10 protein-coding genes and 5 pseudogenes are annotated in these 15,618 nt (G+C 69.3%); 7 read left to right on the top strand and 8 right to left on the bottom strand.

Annotation, left to right across the window (positions count from 1 at the left end; all coding sequences use genetic code 11):
* Positions 1-7 precede the first annotated feature (7 nt).
* Positions 8-1,813: a hypothetical protein gene (locus tag SLUN_RS00790; RefSeq protein WP_254710043.1), complete on the top strand. Its 1,806-nt coding sequence runs from the start codon at positions 8-10 to the stop codon at positions 1,811-1,813.
* A 521-nt stretch (positions 1,814-2,334) separates the two neighbouring features.
* On the opposite strand, the pseudogene SLUN_RS42230 reads toward SLUN_RS00790, so the two are convergent.
* From SLUN_RS42230 to SLUN_RS00770, 3 genes and pseudogenes are all read right to left on the bottom strand, one after another.
* A pseudogene (locus SLUN_RS42230) lies at positions 2,335-3,220 on the bottom strand (DUF4158 domain-containing protein); the annotation flags it as partial.
* Positions 3,221-3,428: 208 nt separating this feature from the next.
* Entirely contained in the window at positions 3,429-4,427 is a 999-nt protein-coding gene (locus SLUN_RS39160) for a hypothetical protein (protein ID WP_159100101.1), read from the bottom strand.
* Positions 4,428-4,621: 194 nt separating this feature from the next.
* Positions 4,622-5,872, bottom strand: a pseudogene (locus SLUN_RS00770) (IS3 family transposase).
* Between the two features lie 56 nt (positions 5,873-5,928).
* On the opposite strand from SLUN_RS00770, the pseudogene SLUN_RS00765 reads away from it, so the two are divergent.
* The 4 genes and pseudogenes from SLUN_RS00765 to SLUN_RS00750 form a co-directional block, all read left to right on the top strand.
* Positions 5,929-6,330 (top strand): annotated as a pseudogene (locus SLUN_RS00765) (transposase); the annotation flags it as partial.
* 124 nt (positions 6,331-6,454) lie between these two features.
* Positions 6,455-7,707 (top strand): annotated as a pseudogene (locus tag SLUN_RS00760) (IS256 family transposase).
* Positions 7,708-7,856: 149 nt separating this feature from the next.
* A complete protein-coding gene (locus SLUN_RS00755; RefSeq protein ID WP_108146697.1) occupies positions 7,857-8,441 on the top strand; it encodes a dihydrofolate reductase family protein in 585 nt (194 codons plus the stop codon).
* Positions 8,438-8,851, top strand: a complete 414-nt coding sequence (locus tag SLUN_RS00750) for a VOC family protein (RefSeq protein ID WP_108146696.1) — start codon at positions 8,438-8,440, stop codon at positions 8,849-8,851. The genes SLUN_RS00755 and SLUN_RS00750 overlap by 4 nt, the downstream gene beginning before the upstream one ends.
* Positions 8,852-8,958: 107 nt before the next feature.
* Here the strand turns inward: SLUN_RS00750 and SLUN_RS00745 are convergent.
* The 3 genes and pseudogenes from SLUN_RS00745 to SLUN_RS00735 all read right to left on the bottom strand — a co-directional run.
* Positions 8,959-9,762 (bottom strand): annotated as a pseudogene (locus SLUN_RS00745) (transposase); the annotation flags it as partial.
* A 105-nt stretch (positions 9,763-9,867) separates the two neighbouring features.
* The gene (locus SLUN_RS00740; protein WP_108146695.1) at positions 9,868-10,974 is read right to left on the bottom strand and encodes an NAD(P)H-dependent flavin oxidoreductase; all 1,107 of its coding nucleotides are present in this window, start codon (positions 10,972-10,974) and stop codon (positions 9,868-9,870) included.
* A gap of 58 nt (positions 10,975-11,032) precedes the next feature.
* On the bottom strand, positions 11,033-11,641 hold the full coding sequence (locus tag SLUN_RS00735; protein ID WP_108154431.1) for a flavodoxin family protein: 609 nt from the start codon (positions 11,639-11,641) through the stop codon (positions 11,033-11,035).
* 116 nt (positions 11,642-11,757) lie between these two features.
* On the opposite strand from SLUN_RS00735, the gene SLUN_RS00730 reads away from it, so the two are divergent.
* Positions 11,758-12,351 (top strand): TetR/AcrR family transcriptional regulator, encoded by a 594-nt coding sequence (locus SLUN_RS00730; protein WP_108154430.1) that lies wholly within the window; start codon positions 11,758-11,760, stop codon positions 12,349-12,351.
* A 97-nt stretch (positions 12,352-12,448) separates the two neighbouring features.
* Here the strand turns inward: SLUN_RS00730 and SLUN_RS00725 are convergent, their stop codons facing one another.
* Together SLUN_RS00725 and SLUN_RS00720 are read right to left on the bottom strand one after the other, a co-directional pair.
* Entirely contained in the window at positions 12,449-13,570 is a 1,122-nt protein-coding gene (locus SLUN_RS00725) for a PP2C family protein-serine/threonine phosphatase (RefSeq protein ID WP_108154429.1), read from the bottom strand.
* Between the two features lie 138 nt (positions 13,571-13,708).
* Positions 13,709-14,488, bottom strand: coding sequence for an IclR family transcriptional regulator (locus SLUN_RS00720; RefSeq protein WP_108146694.1), 780 nt, complete (start codon positions 14,486-14,488; stop codon positions 13,709-13,711).
* 129 nt (positions 14,489-14,617) lie between these two features.
* Here SLUN_RS00720 and SLUN_RS00715 point away from each other — a divergent pair, with 129 nt between their 5' ends.
* Positions 14,618-15,613, top strand: coding sequence for an aldo/keto reductase (locus SLUN_RS00715; protein WP_108146693.1), 996 nt, complete (start codon positions 14,618-14,620; stop codon positions 15,611-15,613).
* Positions 15,614-15,618: the final 5 nt, after the last annotated feature.

The following is a 15,618-nucleotide window of genomic DNA, read 5'->3' as shown; positions in this document are numbered from 1 at the left end:
TCCACTGTTGATCCGTAACCTCCGGGCTGAGCTCGCCGAGCGGCAGCGGCCGTCGGTGACGATCTGGAACCGGGTCGAGGGCCGGCCACGGTCGGTCGAATTCGACCGGGCGTTGCGGGCCGAGGTCCGCGACGCGCTGTGGATGCTGACCCGCCAGTGGCAGATGGGCGAGTTCCACGGCGACGACGCCGGGTCGCCGGTGCTGGCCAAGGTGCAGGTGGCGCAGGCCGCCCTGACGACGTTCCAGGCCCGCGACGCGACCCCGGTCGCCTTCGATGGCAGCCAGCCGCTGGAGGCGGTGGTCGAGCGGCGGCCGCTCGACCACCTCACCGCCGGCGGCCTGGGCGCCGCCGACCTGCGGATGATGCTCGGGCGGCGGTTCCTCAAGCGGATCCCGCCGGTCTACCGGCAGTCCTTCGTGGAGCGCTACGCGTTCGTCGCGCCCGACCCGACCGACGAGGACGACACCGAGCGGGTCGCCCACCTGGAGGTGTACGCGCTGCTCCAGTCGCTGGCCGGCCGTGCGATGGACGGTTACCGCCTCTACCAGCACCTGACGGCGAGCCCATCGAACACGCCGCTGACCGGCATCGCGGTGGCGGAGGCCGACAAGCCGGGCATCGTCGAGGCCGGCGTGGAGCTGGTCGGCTGGTTCGACGCGATGTTCGAGCGCCCGGCCTGGCAGTCGGCGTGGGACCCTGCCCACCTGGAGCACCAGTTCGCCGTCACCGCGAACGTCGCCGACGGTGCCAAGCGCCTCGTCGCCGAGGAGTACCCGGGCGGCCGACTGGACTGGACCGCGTTCTCCGTCGACCCGGCGGGCGGGCGTGGATCCGGCAAGCTCGCCGAACCGTCGACCACGATCCCGACGGCGACCCGCTTCAACGGCATGCCCGACAAGCGCTGGTGGGCGTTCGAGGACGGGCGCACCAACCTCGGCGACGTCAGCGCCGACACCACCGACCTCGCCCGCCTGCTGTTCCTCGAGTTCGCGCTCGCCTACGGCAACGATTGGTTCACGATCCCGTACGAGCTACCGGTGGGCTCCCTCGCCACGGTGGCCGGGCTCGCCGTGACCAACGTGTTCGGCGAGCGGCTGTGGATCGAACCCGCAGGCCGGGGCGTCGACGACGACTGGCGACGCTGGTCGATGTTCACACTCGACGTCGCCGGGACCGGCCGTGAGCCGGCCGACACGTCGCTGTTCCTGCCGCCGACCCTGCCGCAGTCGACCGGCGGGCCGCCGCTGGAGGACGTCGTGTTCACGCGCGACGAGGTGGCCAACCTCGTCTGGGGCGTTGAGCGTGTCGTGCCACTCGCGTCCGGGGTGGGCAAGCGGGGGTCCGAGGCCGCCGAGGAGACCCTGGCCCACCGCCGGCGACTCGAGGGCGTGCCGCCGGGCGCCCCGGTCACCGGCGACGCCGCGGCGCCGATCTCCTACCGGGCGATGACCACGGTGCCGGAGAACTGGGTCCCGTTCGTTGTCATGCACGTCCCGGGCGACGTGCGGGCGACGCAGCTCCAGCGGGGCGCGATGTTGCGCTTGATGGAGGGCGTGCCGCCCGGCGCCCGGGTCCGGCCGCGCACCACGCTGCTGCGGGTCGGGCTCGACCAGGAGACGGCGGTGCCCTACCACGTGTTCGAGGAGGAGGTGCCGCGCGCCGGCACCCAGGTCTCGTTGGCCTACCAGCGCACCCGGTGGCGCGACGGCCGGGTGCTTGTCTGGCTCGCCGCGACCCGCGAAACCGGCCGCGGCGAGGCGTCCAGCGGGCTGGCGTTCGACCAGCTCCTCCCCACACCTCCGGCGCCCTAAGCGGTCTCGGTGATGTGGGCTGTGGTTCGGGTATGGGACGGGCAGGGAGGGGCTGCCTCATGCCGAAGATCCTGCGTGTGGAGTTGACGTCTGATCAGGAATGCGAGGTGCGTGAGCGTTTGCGGGCGCGTGATCTCGCGTCGGGTACCAGACTGCGTCTGGACTGCATCCGGCTGATGGGGAAGACCTTGTGGCACTCCGCCCGGTGAAGGGCTTCGAGCTGGCTCGCCAGCTCCTGCCGGGCGGTCGAAGTGCGGGCGCATTCGCGGCGGCAGCTCCATCGGTGGCTTCCAGACGGCACCAACTTGCGTGGCTGAGTGGCGACTTGACCCCGGTGGAACAGCACGACCTGCAACTGGTGCAGGTGGTTCACCCACTGCTTGGAGGCGTTGTCCCGGTAGTTCTGCACTGACGGGTAGAAGCGGCGCAGGTCCTCGCAATCGCTGAACAGCCGGACAGCTTCGAGCGCTCCGGCGATGTGTTCCTCGGTGATGTGTTCCGCCCGCGAGAGGCCGGCGTTCGTCGTCGATCGCCTTCGCCTCCAGGTGGCGCATCACCGCGGTGAGCATCGCCGTGCGCTTGGGCTCCGGGGTCCGCTCCAGCTTCGGCGCCTTCGTACCCAGCCCGTACCGGGCCAGCGCGGACAGCCGGTTCGGCGGGATCTGCTCCAGCTTCAGACGGCCCAGCTGGAAGGCGGCGATGTCCTCGACCCGCTGCAACGCGCCCTTCATCGCGGTACCCGTGGTCCGCGTCGGGGGCTGACGCATCCGCTCCAGCTCCGAGTACCGCCTGCCCTCCGGCGTCTTCAGCGTGGCGACCAAGTCGCAAGGCAGCGCCGCATCCGCCCGCCAGGCGGCCCTCGCGACCGTGGTGTGCAGCCGCTTCTCCGCGATGGCGCGGACCTCGGAAACCTGCCGGGCCAGCACGCTCACCCCCGGCAGCAGGACCCGGTGCCGACGCAGCCAGCCCACCGCATGATCGAACAGCGCCTTCGGCCCCTCGGCGTGCGCTGTCCACGCCCGGCCGTGCAGGAACGCCCGGAACTTTCCGGCCCTGGGCATAGTCCTCAAACTGGTGGTAGCCGTACGCGACCCGGATCTCCCACGCGTGGTCGTACACCGTCTGCCGCCGGTCCGTGTACCGCTTCACACACGAGGGGTCCTCGATGCCCAGCTGCCCGGCCAGGTGCTCCACCACCGGCCACGGCACATCCAGCGGGTCCTCGCCCAGGAACAGGCCCACGTACCGCACCGTGCACATCTGGAGGGCGAATCCGAGTTGGTGATGTTGCGTACGCCGCAGCGCGATCAGATCCCGGTCCACGTCGTCCAGGAAGAAGAACCGCTCCAGCTCGGGCCGCGTCGGCTCCTCACACTGCACCGGATCCGCCACAGCACCCTGACACACGACGCCGAGGGCGGCTCCTCCACGCCGATGCTGCTGGCCCGCTCCCGCCACGCCTCCGTCCGCTCCCTGGAGCGGTACGCCCGCCCGGCATCGACGCGGTCGCCCGACACGTAGCCGAACGCGACCCCGCCGCTCGACGGAAGCGCTGACGCCTCCAAGATCAACTATTGGCGGCTTCTGGGCTCACCTCGGAACCGGCGCGCTTCGTTTATTCCCTTGACGATGCGGAGACCCAATTCAGCCGACACTGCGCGGCCACGAACATGGATGCCCCACCTAGCGGCCGCGGAGCCAGCGGCTCGACCGCTCTCCTTTCGGCAATCCAACCGCCGAAGCCTGCGACTGCTCCACCGATGCCCATCAGAGCCAACATTCCCGGATCCATCATCGCTGAGCCGACCGCAGTGCTCACACTCACAACGGTCATGGCGAATCCACCTCGGGCCCAGTGCTTTCGTCGACCACCCCGCTGCACGACCTGGCGCTCTTCAGTGATGAGTTGTTGTAGACGCTCGTCAGCAAGTCGGATCGATGCCGCGTCGAGCGTGCTCTGCCCCAGCCCTGCTCCAGGGGTCTGCAAAGGGCCCACGAACTCGCGCATCCACTCGTGATACGCCGTACGAGCTCGCCGGAAGTCAGGGTCACGCACCAGCTCCATGGCTTCACGTAGGGGTCGGAAGTCATGGCCTTCATCCCCACTTGGGATCAAGAAAGGCCGTGCCAAGGCAATGAGCGCTTGAGCCGCGGGCTCCTCCCTAGAGGGCCCGGCCTCCGGCCGAAGCTCGTCACGGCACTCGACTTCGGAGGGGAATGCTGCCACTGCTTCAATCACGCCAGGCAGTTCGTCGTCCGTAGCAAGGATCTGACGGGTGCCCCAGAAGGCGTCCATGCTCGTGATCGTCTCCGCAACTTCTCTCCGGGACAGTGCGTTTCGCCACCTGTTGTCGTCCCAGGGGGCTTCCCAAACCAGCCGTGCTCCATCTGCGCCTTCGTGGTGCTGGCTGCCGAGGAGAGCACGTATCCGGTCGAGCCTCTCAGGGTCCCACCCCTCGCCGGGCATATTGGGATTCGGCTGCCGCCACCGGGCACGCTCGGCGTCCGTGGCCGGGACAGGAATGACGAGCCGGTCGAAGAGGAGGAGCTCGCGTGCGAACGCGTTTGCACGGCAATGGTCGTTGACGGCGAAAGTACCCCAAAGCTCGGCCATGCCCCCAGGGTAGTGAGGTCGATCGAGACACCGCGGCCTCATGAAGGATCGAACAGCCCGGACCTTCCCCACGCTGCCTCTTCTGTGAGGTGATCAGGAGAACATGATCCACCCAGAGAGCGCCGCACCAGCCACCGCGATGGCGCAGTGCAACGCAATCCACACCATGAACCGCCCCGGGTTCGGTGGAGATCTCAGTTGGTGGCTGTGAGCTGGGGTTTCGTGGTTGCTCGGTAGTAGTTGGCTTCGTATTCGACGGGCGGGATGTGCCCTATCTCACCGTGGAGTCGGCGGTGGTTGTACCAGTCGACCCACTCGGCGGTGGCGAGCTCGACGTGTGAGAGCGTCTTCCACGGCCGCTGGGGCTTGATGACTTCTGTCTTGAACAGGCCGATCGTCGACTCCATGAGCGCGTTGTCGTACGCGTCGCCGACCGAGCCGATGGAGGCCGCGATCTGGGCCGCGTCCAGGTGTTCGGCCAGCCGGAATGACGTGTATTGAGAACCCGCGTCGGAGTGATGAATCAGCTGGCCAGGCGCCGGTGGGCGGCCCTCGCGATCGCGCTGCCACAGACCCATGTCCAGGGCGTCCAGGACGAGTTGGGTCTCTTTCGACAGCGAGGCGGACCAGCCGACGATGCGACGGGAGAAGGTGTCCACGACGAAGGCGACATAGACGACGCCGGCCCAGGCGGCCACGTGGGTGAAGTCGGCGACCCAGGTCCGGTTCGGGGCCGGGGCGACGAAGTCGCGGTCGACGCGGTCCGGGGCCCTGGCGGCGGTCGGGTCCGGGAGGGTGGTGATGACCTTCTTGCCGCGGACCGCGCCGGCGATGCCGATCTCACGCATGAGGCGCTCGATCGTGCAGCGGGCCACAGCATGGCCCTGCCGGTTCAGCTCGCGCCAGACCTTTCTCGCGCCATAGACGCGGTAGTTGGACGTGTAGACCTCCTGGATCAGCTCCTTGAGTTCCTCGTCCCGCACGGCTCGCGGCGAGGGAGTCGCTTGTCGTTTCTTGCAGGCGTAGTAGGTGGAGGGCGATCTTGCAGCCGTGCTGGGTCAACGTGCGGCAGATCGGCTCGACGCCGCCGAAGCGGTCCCGGTGCTCGTCGATGAACGTTACGAGCGAGGCAGTGGCCGGTCGAGCTCGGCCGCGAAGAAACTCGCCGCGGCCTTCAAGATCTCATTCGCGCGCTTGAGTTCGGCGATCTCCTTCTTCATCGCCTTGATCTGCGCGGACTCCTCGCTCGTCGCCCCCGGCAGGGTCCCGGAGTCGATCTGGTCCTGGCGGACCCACTTGCGCAGTGTCTCGCGTGAGCCGATGCCCAGCTTGGCCATCACCGCGTTGATCGCGGCTGACTCTGTCGGATAGTCACCGCGGACCTCGGCGACCATGCGCACCGCGCGCTTGCGCAGCTCAGGGGGATAGGAGGAGGGACGTGCCATGACTCTGATCCTTACACGGAATCGAGTCTCCATTCGAACCGGGGCGGTTCATGAACAGCTTCCCCGGGATCGGACCGCTGACGGGTGCACGCGTCCTGGCCGAGATCGGTGATGACCGCTCGCGCTTTGCCGACGCCCGAGCGCTCAAGGCGTATGCCGGCTCGGCACCGGTCACCATCGCCAGCGGCAAGAGCCACGTCGTGCGCCACCGCCGGGTGAAGAACCAGCGCCTTGCCGCCGCAGGCTACGTATGGATCTTCGGAGCCTTGCCCTCGCCTCAAGTCAAAGCCGAATACGACCGACGTCGAGCCCTCGGGGACCGGCATACCGCCGCCATGCGCAACGTCTTCAACCGCCTTCTGGGCGGTCTTCATCACTGCCTGCAGAGCGGGCAGAAGTTCGATCCAGACAAGGCATTCCCTACCGCCTCAGCGGCATCGGTGGCCCTCGCGGCTTGACTTCTTAGCAAGCTCGGATGTCTGTGGATCGGCCTCGGGTTGGACGCGAAGGGCGTACCTTCCCGGGTGATCGATAGGTCACCGAGTAGACCGACGTTGCACCGTCGGTTGGGAAGGCACGCCCATGCTCAGCGTAGTCAACAACGACGGCTCCACGCCGGACGGTTCTTTGATCGACGAGATCGTGCGGGAGGGCGCGCGGCGGATGCTCGCCGCGGCTCTGGAGGCCGAGGTCGACGCCTACATAGCCGAGCTCGCCGGCGAGAGGGACGACCGGGGGCGCCGGCTGGTGGTCCGCAACGGCCACCACCAGCCGCGGATGGTCACCACCGCGGCGGGGTCGGTCGAGGTGAAGGTCCCGCGGGTCAACGACTGCCGGATTGATGTGACCACCGGCGAGCGCAAGCGGTTTTCCTCGGCGATCGTGCCGCCCTGGGCCCGGAAGTCCCCGAAGATCAGCGAGGTGCTGCCGCTGCTCTACCTGCACGGACTGTCGTCTGGGGACTTCGTGCCTGCGCTGGAGCAGTTCCTCGGCAGCTCGGCCGGGCTCTCCCCGGCCACCGTGACCCGGCTGACCACGCAATGGCAGGCTGACCACAAAGCCTTCGGCGAGCGCGGCCTGTCGGAGTCCGACTATGTCTACGTCTGGGCCGACGGCATCCACCTCAAGATCCGCCTCGCCGAGGCGAAGTCGTGCGTGCTCGTGCTGATGGGCGTGCGCGCCGACGGCACCAAGGAACTGATAGCCATGGCCGACGGCTACCGCGAATCAGCCAACTCGTGGGCTGATCTGCTGCGTGATTGCGAGCGCCGGGGCATGCGCGCCCCCGTCCTCGCGGTCGGCGACGGCGCGCTGGGCTTCTGGAAGGCGATCGCCGAGGTATTCCCCGAGACTCGGCATCAGCGGTGCTGGGTTCACAAGATCGCAAACGTGTCCAACGCGCTGCCGAAGTCCGCCCAGCCCGGCGCGAAGAAGGCCCTGCAGGAGATCTACAACGCGGAGGACCGCGAGCACGCGCACAAGGCCATCGCGGCGTTCGAGAAGTCCCACGGCGCCAAGTTCCCCAAGGCCGTCAAGAAGATCACCGACGACACCGACGAACTGCTGGCGTTCTACAACTTCCCCGCCGAGCACTGGATCCACCTGCGCACCACGAACCCCATCGAGTCGACCTTCTCCACCGTCCGCCTGCGGACCAAGGTCACCCGAGGCGCCGGCAGCGCGCCGCCGCCCTGGCCATGGTGTTCAAGCTCGTCGAGTCCGCCCAGGCCCGATGGCGGGCCGTGAACGCACCCCACCTCGTCGCCCTCGTTCGGGCCGGAGCTTGCTTCGAACGCGGTCGGCTCGTCGAACGCCCCGAGGCTCACGCAGCCTGAACCACCTCAACTGATCGACTGCTCTTGACTTACGCCTCGTCAGGCCGATGGGTTTGCCTGCTGCCTGAAGTCTTCCCCTGTGACCTTCCCGCCCCTACAGGGCGGGACGCGGAGCATCCCCACATCATGGAGGAGAGATGGAGGCCAGAATGAGCAATCCGATTCGGCTGTACATGTCGATGTCGCTCGACGGCTACGTCGCCGGTCCGGACGATCGACCGGGCCAGGAGCTCGGACGTGCCGGTGGACGTCTTTTCAACTGGCTCGACGACCGGGAATCCGACGGTCCCAGCGGACAGGTTTATCGCGAGGCGTTGGCGACCGGCGCGGTAATCTCCGGCCGTCGGACTTTCGAACTCGCCGGGCGTTGGCAGGGCGACCATCACGACGGTGTACCGATCTTCGTCCTCACCCACCATGTGGACGACGGGGACGTGCCACCCGGCCACGCGCGATTCGTCACCGACGTCGAGGACTGCGCCCGTCAGGCTCGCGCGGCCGCCGGGGACCGGCCAGTGATGGTCCATGGGGCGGGCGCGGCCCAAGCGCTCCTCCGAGCCGGGCAAGTGGACGAGATGGAGATCCACCTGGTTCAGGTCCTCCTCGGGGACGGCCGGCGGCTGTTCGACCACCTCGGTGGTGATCACATCGAACTCGACCTCGTGCGACGGCTCGAGGACCGAGACGTCACGCACCTCCGCTACCGGGTCCGTCGACCCGAGGAGACCGCATGAAGACGCTCTTCGTCGCCTACCGCGTCACCGACCTGGACCGCTCGCTCGATTTCTACACCGGCTTGGGCTACATCGAGCTGGGCAGGGTCGACGGCGGCGACGGGAGTCGCCTCGTGATCCTCAAGTTCCCCGGCGAAACGGCGGCCTCGCTCGAACTGGTCCACCGTCCCGTCGGCGGACGCGTCGACGTGGGCAGCGGTTTCGACCACCTCGCGATCCAGGTGGACACACTGGCCGCCACCCTGGAGCGGCTGACCGACGCCGGCCTGGAGCCGGGACCTGTCCAGTACCCGGGCGGCCCTCGCGGCCCGAAGACGTCGTGGCTCACCGACCCGGATGGCTACCGGATCGAGTTGGTGGAGTGGCCACCCGGACACCCCGACGGCATCACCGCTGCGGACTTCTCCTGAGCGGTCCGGTGAGCGGAGTGACGAAGCTTCGCTCTTCTTTGGGGGGACGCGGCGCAACGAGAGGCGACATCCCCACCCCATCCACAGGTCTTGACAATTACTCGGTCTTTGTGCACGTGCCGGGACTCGGGGTCGACAGTGGAGACCATCCGGTCGTGGGCGGTCCCCTGGGTGATGCGCCAGCGTCCGTCCCGGCCGTCGGAGTCCTCGGCGGGCTCGACGTCCTGGCCTGCGACCAGGGCCAGGATGCCGACCGCGTTCGCGGCCTTCTCACCCAGTTCCTGCTCGGGTAGATGCCCCAGCAGCCGCAGCGCGTCGCCGACCAGGCCGGCCCGTGCCTCGGGGTCGTTCCAGGCGATCTTCGGTTTGCCTGGGTCGGTGTAGTCGTGGGCGGTGCACTGCCCCGCGGCCACTTCGGCGGCGCCGGGGACCTCGCGGATCACCGCCCGGACGGCGGCGATGATCTGGGTGACGGTGTCCTGGGTGGCCACCGCGTCGTCCAGCACGGTGGAATCCAGCGCCCGCCGGTGCTTGCCCTTGAGGACACCGGTGGCCTTGACGACCTCCCGCACCGCCTCGAAGACACGGTCCGGCCGGGCAGAGCGGGCCAGCCGACGGCGGAAGTAGGCCAGCAGCGACGGATCGAATGCCATGTCCTTCAGACCGAGCCCGCACGCGGCTTTCCACCGCAGGTCACAGCGCAGTTCCTGGACCGTCTCGAAGTCCGACATGCCGTGCAGGGCCTGCAGAGTGATCGCCGCGGCCAGGATTTGCGGCGGCATGGACGGACGCCCGTTCGCCGACGGATACATGTCCGCGAACATCACCGCCGGGAACAGCGCACCCCGATGCTCGGCCAGGAACGCGAACACACTCCCCGCCGGGATCAACTCCCGGCAGGTCTCCCACACATCAGGCCCGACCGTCTCCCCGACCCACTCACCCTGCACCACAACAACGAGTCTGGCCCCGCCACTCACGCGACGGGGGCAGAACCCAACATCTTCATCAGTCTTCTAGGGCGCCACGTGGCCCAGCGCCGCCTCCGTCCCGGCGATGAGCTCGACGAGGTAGTCGCGGGCGCCGCGCGGCCGGGTGAGCGCTGCCGCCTGTCCGGACCAGAGGTTGACGTACTCGGCCAGACCGCGTTCCGCGGCCGCTGTGCGCAGCGGGCGGGTGAGTGTGTACTGGAGCGGATAGTGCGCCAGTTCGTTCTCGTACGCCAGCGCCTCACGCGTGAAGCGGTTGGGGATGGCCCGCGCGAGCCGCCCCGAGAAAGCACGGGTCAGTACAGTCGTATGCGCGTCGGGGCCCTGCAGCGCGGCCCGGTGAATGGCGCTCGCGCCTGACTCCTCGGTCGCCAGGAAGCCGGTGCCGATCTGCACTCCGTCCGCCCCCAGTGTCAGCGCGGCGGCGATTCCCCGGCCGTCGGCGATGCCGCCGGCGGCCACGACCGGGATCGACACGGCCTGCGCGACCTGCGGGACAAGGGAGAAGGTCCCGACGAGGGACTCGTTCACGGGGCGCAGGAACGAGCCGCGGTGCCCTCCCGCGTCACTGCCCGAGGCGACGACGGCGTCCATGCCCGCCGCCTCGATCGCGAGGGCCTCCTCGACGGTGGTCGCCGTACCGACGGTCCGGATGCCCCGGCGTCGGGCCTCGTCAAGCACGCGGGCCTCGGGAATGCCCATCACGAAGCTGATCACCGGCGGCTCCGCCGCGAGCAGCGCGTCGATCTGCTCCGCGAAGGCCGGGGCGGGCGGTGGCTCCTCCAACTGGCCGGTCGGCAGCCCGAGTTCCTCGAACCACGGGCGCAGGAGCCCGGCGTACCGGGCCATCCGGTCACGGTCGGGCGGTGCCGCGGCTTCGTCGGGGTGCGGGACCCAGAGGTTGACCGCGAAGGGCCGGGCGGTGGCCTTTCGTAGCTCGCCCACGAGCTCGCCGATCCCGTCCGGGGTGAGGATGTGTCCTCCGTACGAGCCGAGCCCGCCGCCCTCGGAGACGGCGGAGGCGAGCGCCACGGACGACAGCCCGCCGCCGAACGGGCCCTGCACGACGGGAACTTCGAGGCCCAGCAGCTCGGCGAGCCGGCCGCGGGCCCAAGAGCGCTTCCCGTTGGTCATGACGGTCTTCCCTTCAGGACATGGAGAGCTCTCGGGGCATTCAGGGGATTGAGGGCGTTCACAGCGCGAGGGCGAGCGCCGTGCGGCCCGACACCTGCTCGAGTGCGGTCTCGGCCACCCGGCGCCCGAGGTGCTCGGCGGTCCGCAGATCCGCCCCGGACGGGGCGTCGTCCGGACCGAGGTCGGACGGCGACTGGGCCATCGCGCCGAGGAAGCCGCCGAGGCGGTTGAGGTCCTCGGGGGTTCCGCTCGTGGAGTACTCACCGCCGGGCGGCAGGCCCAGCGAGACCCAGTTCATGCCGTGCTGCGCGGCGAAGAGCGCGAGAGAGACCAGGACGTTCAGCTTGTCGCCGTTGACGCTTGCGGAGTTGGTGAAGCCGGCGGCGAGCTTTCCGGCCCAGCCCTGCTTCATCCAGACCGGGGCGCTGGCCTCGGCGAATGCCTGGAAGACGGCGGACTGGCTGCCCATGTAGGTCGGTGTACCGAAGACGATCGCATCGGCGGCGGCCAGCGTCTCCCACAGCCGGTCGTCCACGACGGCCACGTCACACAGCTCGGCCTGGGCTCCGGGCACCGACCCGGCTCCGGCAGCGACCGCACGAGCCTGGCGGGCGGTGTGGCCGTAGCCGCTGTGGAAGGCAACGGCGATCGTGATGTTTTTGGGCATGTCGAAGTCCTCGCAGGTCATGGTGTCGGCGGGGTTTCCCACCCTCTGCCGAGGACAGTAGGCGACCGGTCAACTAAAAACCACCCTGATAGTTGACCACCCGTATACTCATCGGCATGGGACGGACGAGCACGGCACGGGAACGACTGCTGGACGCGGCCTGCGGCCTGATGCTGAGCCGCGGTTACGGCACGATCGGCGTCGCCGAGATCTGTGCTCGCGCGGACGTGAGGAAGGGCAGCTTCTACCACTTCTTCGAGTCGAAGCAGGCCCTGACGATCGAGACGATCAACGCCCACTGGGCGGCCCAGCGGCCCGGCTGGGTGGCGACCCTGCGCAGCGACGGGTCGGCGGAGGACCAGCTGGAACGGCTCTTCCTCGACCAGGCTGCCGCCCAGCGCACGGCGAAGACAGAGGGCGGCGCGGTCAACGGCTGCCTGTTCGGCAATCTGGCGCTGGAGCTGAGCACCCAGGACGCGGTCGTCCAGACCCGGCTGACGGAGATCTTCGACGAGCAGATCGACCTGGTCCACGCCACGCTGGCGGACGCGGCGGAACAGGGCACGATCCCCGCCCCGGCCGCGACCCGCGACACCGCCCGCGCGGTACTCGCCCAGCTGGAAGGCATGGTCATGTTCGCGAAGCTGGCGAATGACCCGTCCGTGCTGGACGGGCTGTGGGCGCAGACCTCCCGGCTACTGCGGAGCTAGGCACACGCCCTAGCCGGCCGCCCGCGTCCGGCGTCACGACGCGCGAACCCACCGGGGGTTGCCATGCAGCGTGCCCCGGCACGGAGCACGGAGACCGTCACAACCGCGCGTCTTCCACAGCTGCGTTCGGACCCTTCGGCTGGGCGCATACCTGCCCGTCGGCGGCGGTCGGCTTGCGGAGCAGGAGCAGTGCCGCGTCGTCGTGGAGGCGGCCGCCGACGTGGGCCAGCAGTTCGTCGTGGAGACCGGCAAGCGTGCGGGACGGCTCGTCCGACACGTGGTGCGCCACCCGCTCGGCGAGCGGGTAGAACTCGCGGCCGTGGTTGCGGGCCTCGGTGACGCCGTCGGTGTAGAGGAGCAGTTGGTCGCCGTCGGCGAAGGGCAGGACCTGGAGAGTCGGGGTCTCGCCGGAGAGGGCACGCAGCCCGAGCGGCGGAGCCGGATGCGTCGGCTCGACGGGCAGGACGGTGGAATCACGGACCAGAAGCGGCGGGGCGTGTCCGCAGTTGACCACCTCCATGCGCCCGGACTCGGGGTACCCGGCGACGACCGCTGTGACGAAGTCGTCGGCACCCAGGTTGCGCGCCAGGCTCCGCTCGATCCTTCCGACGACGTCAAGGAGGTCCGGCTCGTCGTAGGCGGCCTCGCGGAAGACACCGAGGACCAGAGCGGCGGTGCCCACCGCGGGCAGGCCCTTGCCGCGCACGTCGCCGACGATCATCCTGACCCCGTACTCGGTGGGCACCAGCGCGTACAGGTCCCCGCCGATGCGCGCCTCCGCCGCGGCGGCGCTGTACCGGACGGCCACCTGGAACTCGCCGACCGTCGCCGGTACGGGCTTGAGGAGCGCGTGCTGCGCGGCCTCGGCGACCGAGCGGACGGCCGCCAGTACCCGTTCGCGGCGTACACGCAACGCACTGGCCAGGGCGCTCGCCAGCGTCACAGCGCCCAGCGAGGACAGCACGATCGCCTGCTCGCGGCCCGGCGCACCGCCCCTGGCTCCGAGTGCGGCGCCCAGCGCCACGGCGAGGATGCCGATCCGGAGGACTCCCCGCGGCCTGCTGGTGGCGGCGGCCAGCGCGGGCCCGACGGCGAGCACCGGCAGCCAGCTCAGTCCGGCTCCGCCGATGAGGGCGACCAGGGCGACGGCGCAGACGATCAGTACGGGCACGACGGCGGCCAGGCGCGCGGCGGTGAGCCGTCGTAGGTGCCGCTTCATGAGCCGGCGGTCGCGCTGATGATCCCGGGCGTGGCTCATGTTCTCTGCCGCAACTCTCCTGACTCACGGCGCGCACGCCTGAATGTCCGTTTCCTCCATAGAACAGGCAGCTGAGCGGAAGCCGCAAGGACTGGATTTTCAGATAGTGAGCGAAAGACCCCTGGTCACGCGGCTCGCGGTCGGCAGCAGTCGGGCCCGGACTTCTTCGAGCCGCGCCCGGGCGTCTTCGATACGGGAGATCCGGTCGGCCCGGAGGGAGACACCCAGCGAGCCGAGCGTGTTCCCGCTGTACACGGGCACGGCGACGCAGACCGTGCCGAGGGAGTACTCCTCCATGTCCATGGCGCCGGGGGCGTTGGGAGATGTGTCGAGTCGCCGGAGGAGTTCGGAGGGGCTGGTGATGGTGCGGGGCGTGAGGTCGGCGAGGGTGTGCCGGGAGAGGTACTCGTTGCGGGAGTCGTCGTCCAGCTCGCGCAGTACGGACTTGCCCAGCGCCGTGGCGTGCCCGGCGTCCTCGAATCCCACCCAGAGGTCGACCCGTGGTGCCCGGGGGCCGTCGACGATGTCGGCGACCCGGATCTCGCCCTCCTCGTAGAAGGTCAGGTACGTGGCGGCCGAGAGTTCGTCCCGCAGAGCGGCCAGCGTGGGACGGACACGGGTGAGCAGCCCCTGTCCGCGGCTCCCGGTGTGCAGCCTGCGCAGCTTGTCCCCGATGACGAACGCACCGTCGTCCAGCTTCCGCAGATAACCGTCGTGGGTCAGGGTCCGCAGCAGGTGGTACGTGGTGGCCAGGGGCAGCCCTGCCTCGCGTGCCAGCTGCTTCGCCGGGGCGCCGCCCTCGTGAGCCCCTGCTGCTTCCATCAAGCGGAAGGCCCGCTGCACGGATCTGATGAGCGTGGGGCCGTCCTGAGCACCCATGCACACAAGCTTGCGCCCGGGACACGGCACCAGCAAGGCATCAGCACGGCACCTCGCGATCAACGGGTTCTTGACATAGAGCGCGCTCCAAGACCCAGACTCCTGCTCAGTACGAGGGGAGGAACGCCCATGCGATACCGCACCATCGGCCAGAACCCGGGCACCCGGCGCGAGGTGAGCGTGCTGAGTCTCGGCGCGATGCTCTTCGGGACAGTCACCGACGAAGCGACGTCGTTCGCGATTCTCGACCGGTACGTCGAAGCCGGCGGGACCTTCATCGGCACCTCCAACAACTACGCGTTCTGGGTCAACGGCACCCAGGGCGGGGAGAGCGAGGCACTGCTCGGCCGCTGGCGCCGCAGCTGGGGGATCGGTGACGAGGTCACGATCGCCAGCAAGCTCGGCGGGCGGCCGCTCGCGCCGTCCACCGCTTTCAGCAAGAACATCGAGGGCCTGTCGGCCACGGTGATCCGCGAGTCCGCCGAGCGCAGCCGGGAACGGCTCGGTGTCGAGACGCTGGATCTGCTGTACGCGCATGTCCAGGACGACGCCGTGCCACTGCAGGAGGTCGTCGAGTCCTTCGCCGGGCTGGTCGCCGACGACACCGTCGGTCTCCTCGGCGTGAGCAACCACTGGGCGTGGCGGGTCGAGCGGGCCCGTTCGCTGGCGGCGGCGGCCGGACTGCCCGGCTTCGAGGTGCTGCAGTACCACCACAGCTATCTGCGGCGCCGCACCGACCGGCCGACGCTGCGCTCCCCCGACGGCGAGATCGGCGTGGTCTCCGGAGACCTGCTCAGCTATCTGCGGGCCGAGCCCGGGCTGGCGCTCGTCGCCTACTCGCCGCTGCTGGCCGGGAGTTACGTACGCGAGGACAAGCCCCTGGACGCAGGCTTCGACCACGCGGGCACGCCCGTACGGCTCGCGGCGCTGCGCGATGTGGCCAAGGAGAGCGGGGCCACCGTCAACCAGGTCGTGCTGGCCTGGCTGATCGGGAGCGAGATCCCGGTGATCCCGCTGGTCGGGGCGTCGTCGGTGGCGCAGCTGGACGAGAGTCTGGCCGCGGTGGACCTGGAGCTGACGGCGGAGCAGCGGGCAAAGCTCGACGCGGCCGTGTGCGTCGTGTGAGTCGT

The sequence above is a fragment of the Streptomyces lunaelactis genome, assembly GCF_003054555.1.
In the GTDB taxonomy this organism is placed as follows: Bacteria; Actinomycetota; Actinomycetes; order Streptomycetales; family Streptomycetaceae; genus Streptomyces; species Streptomyces lunaelactis.
Note: the sequence above shows the minus strand (reverse complement) of the source record. Positions and strands in the feature narration are given on the sequence as shown.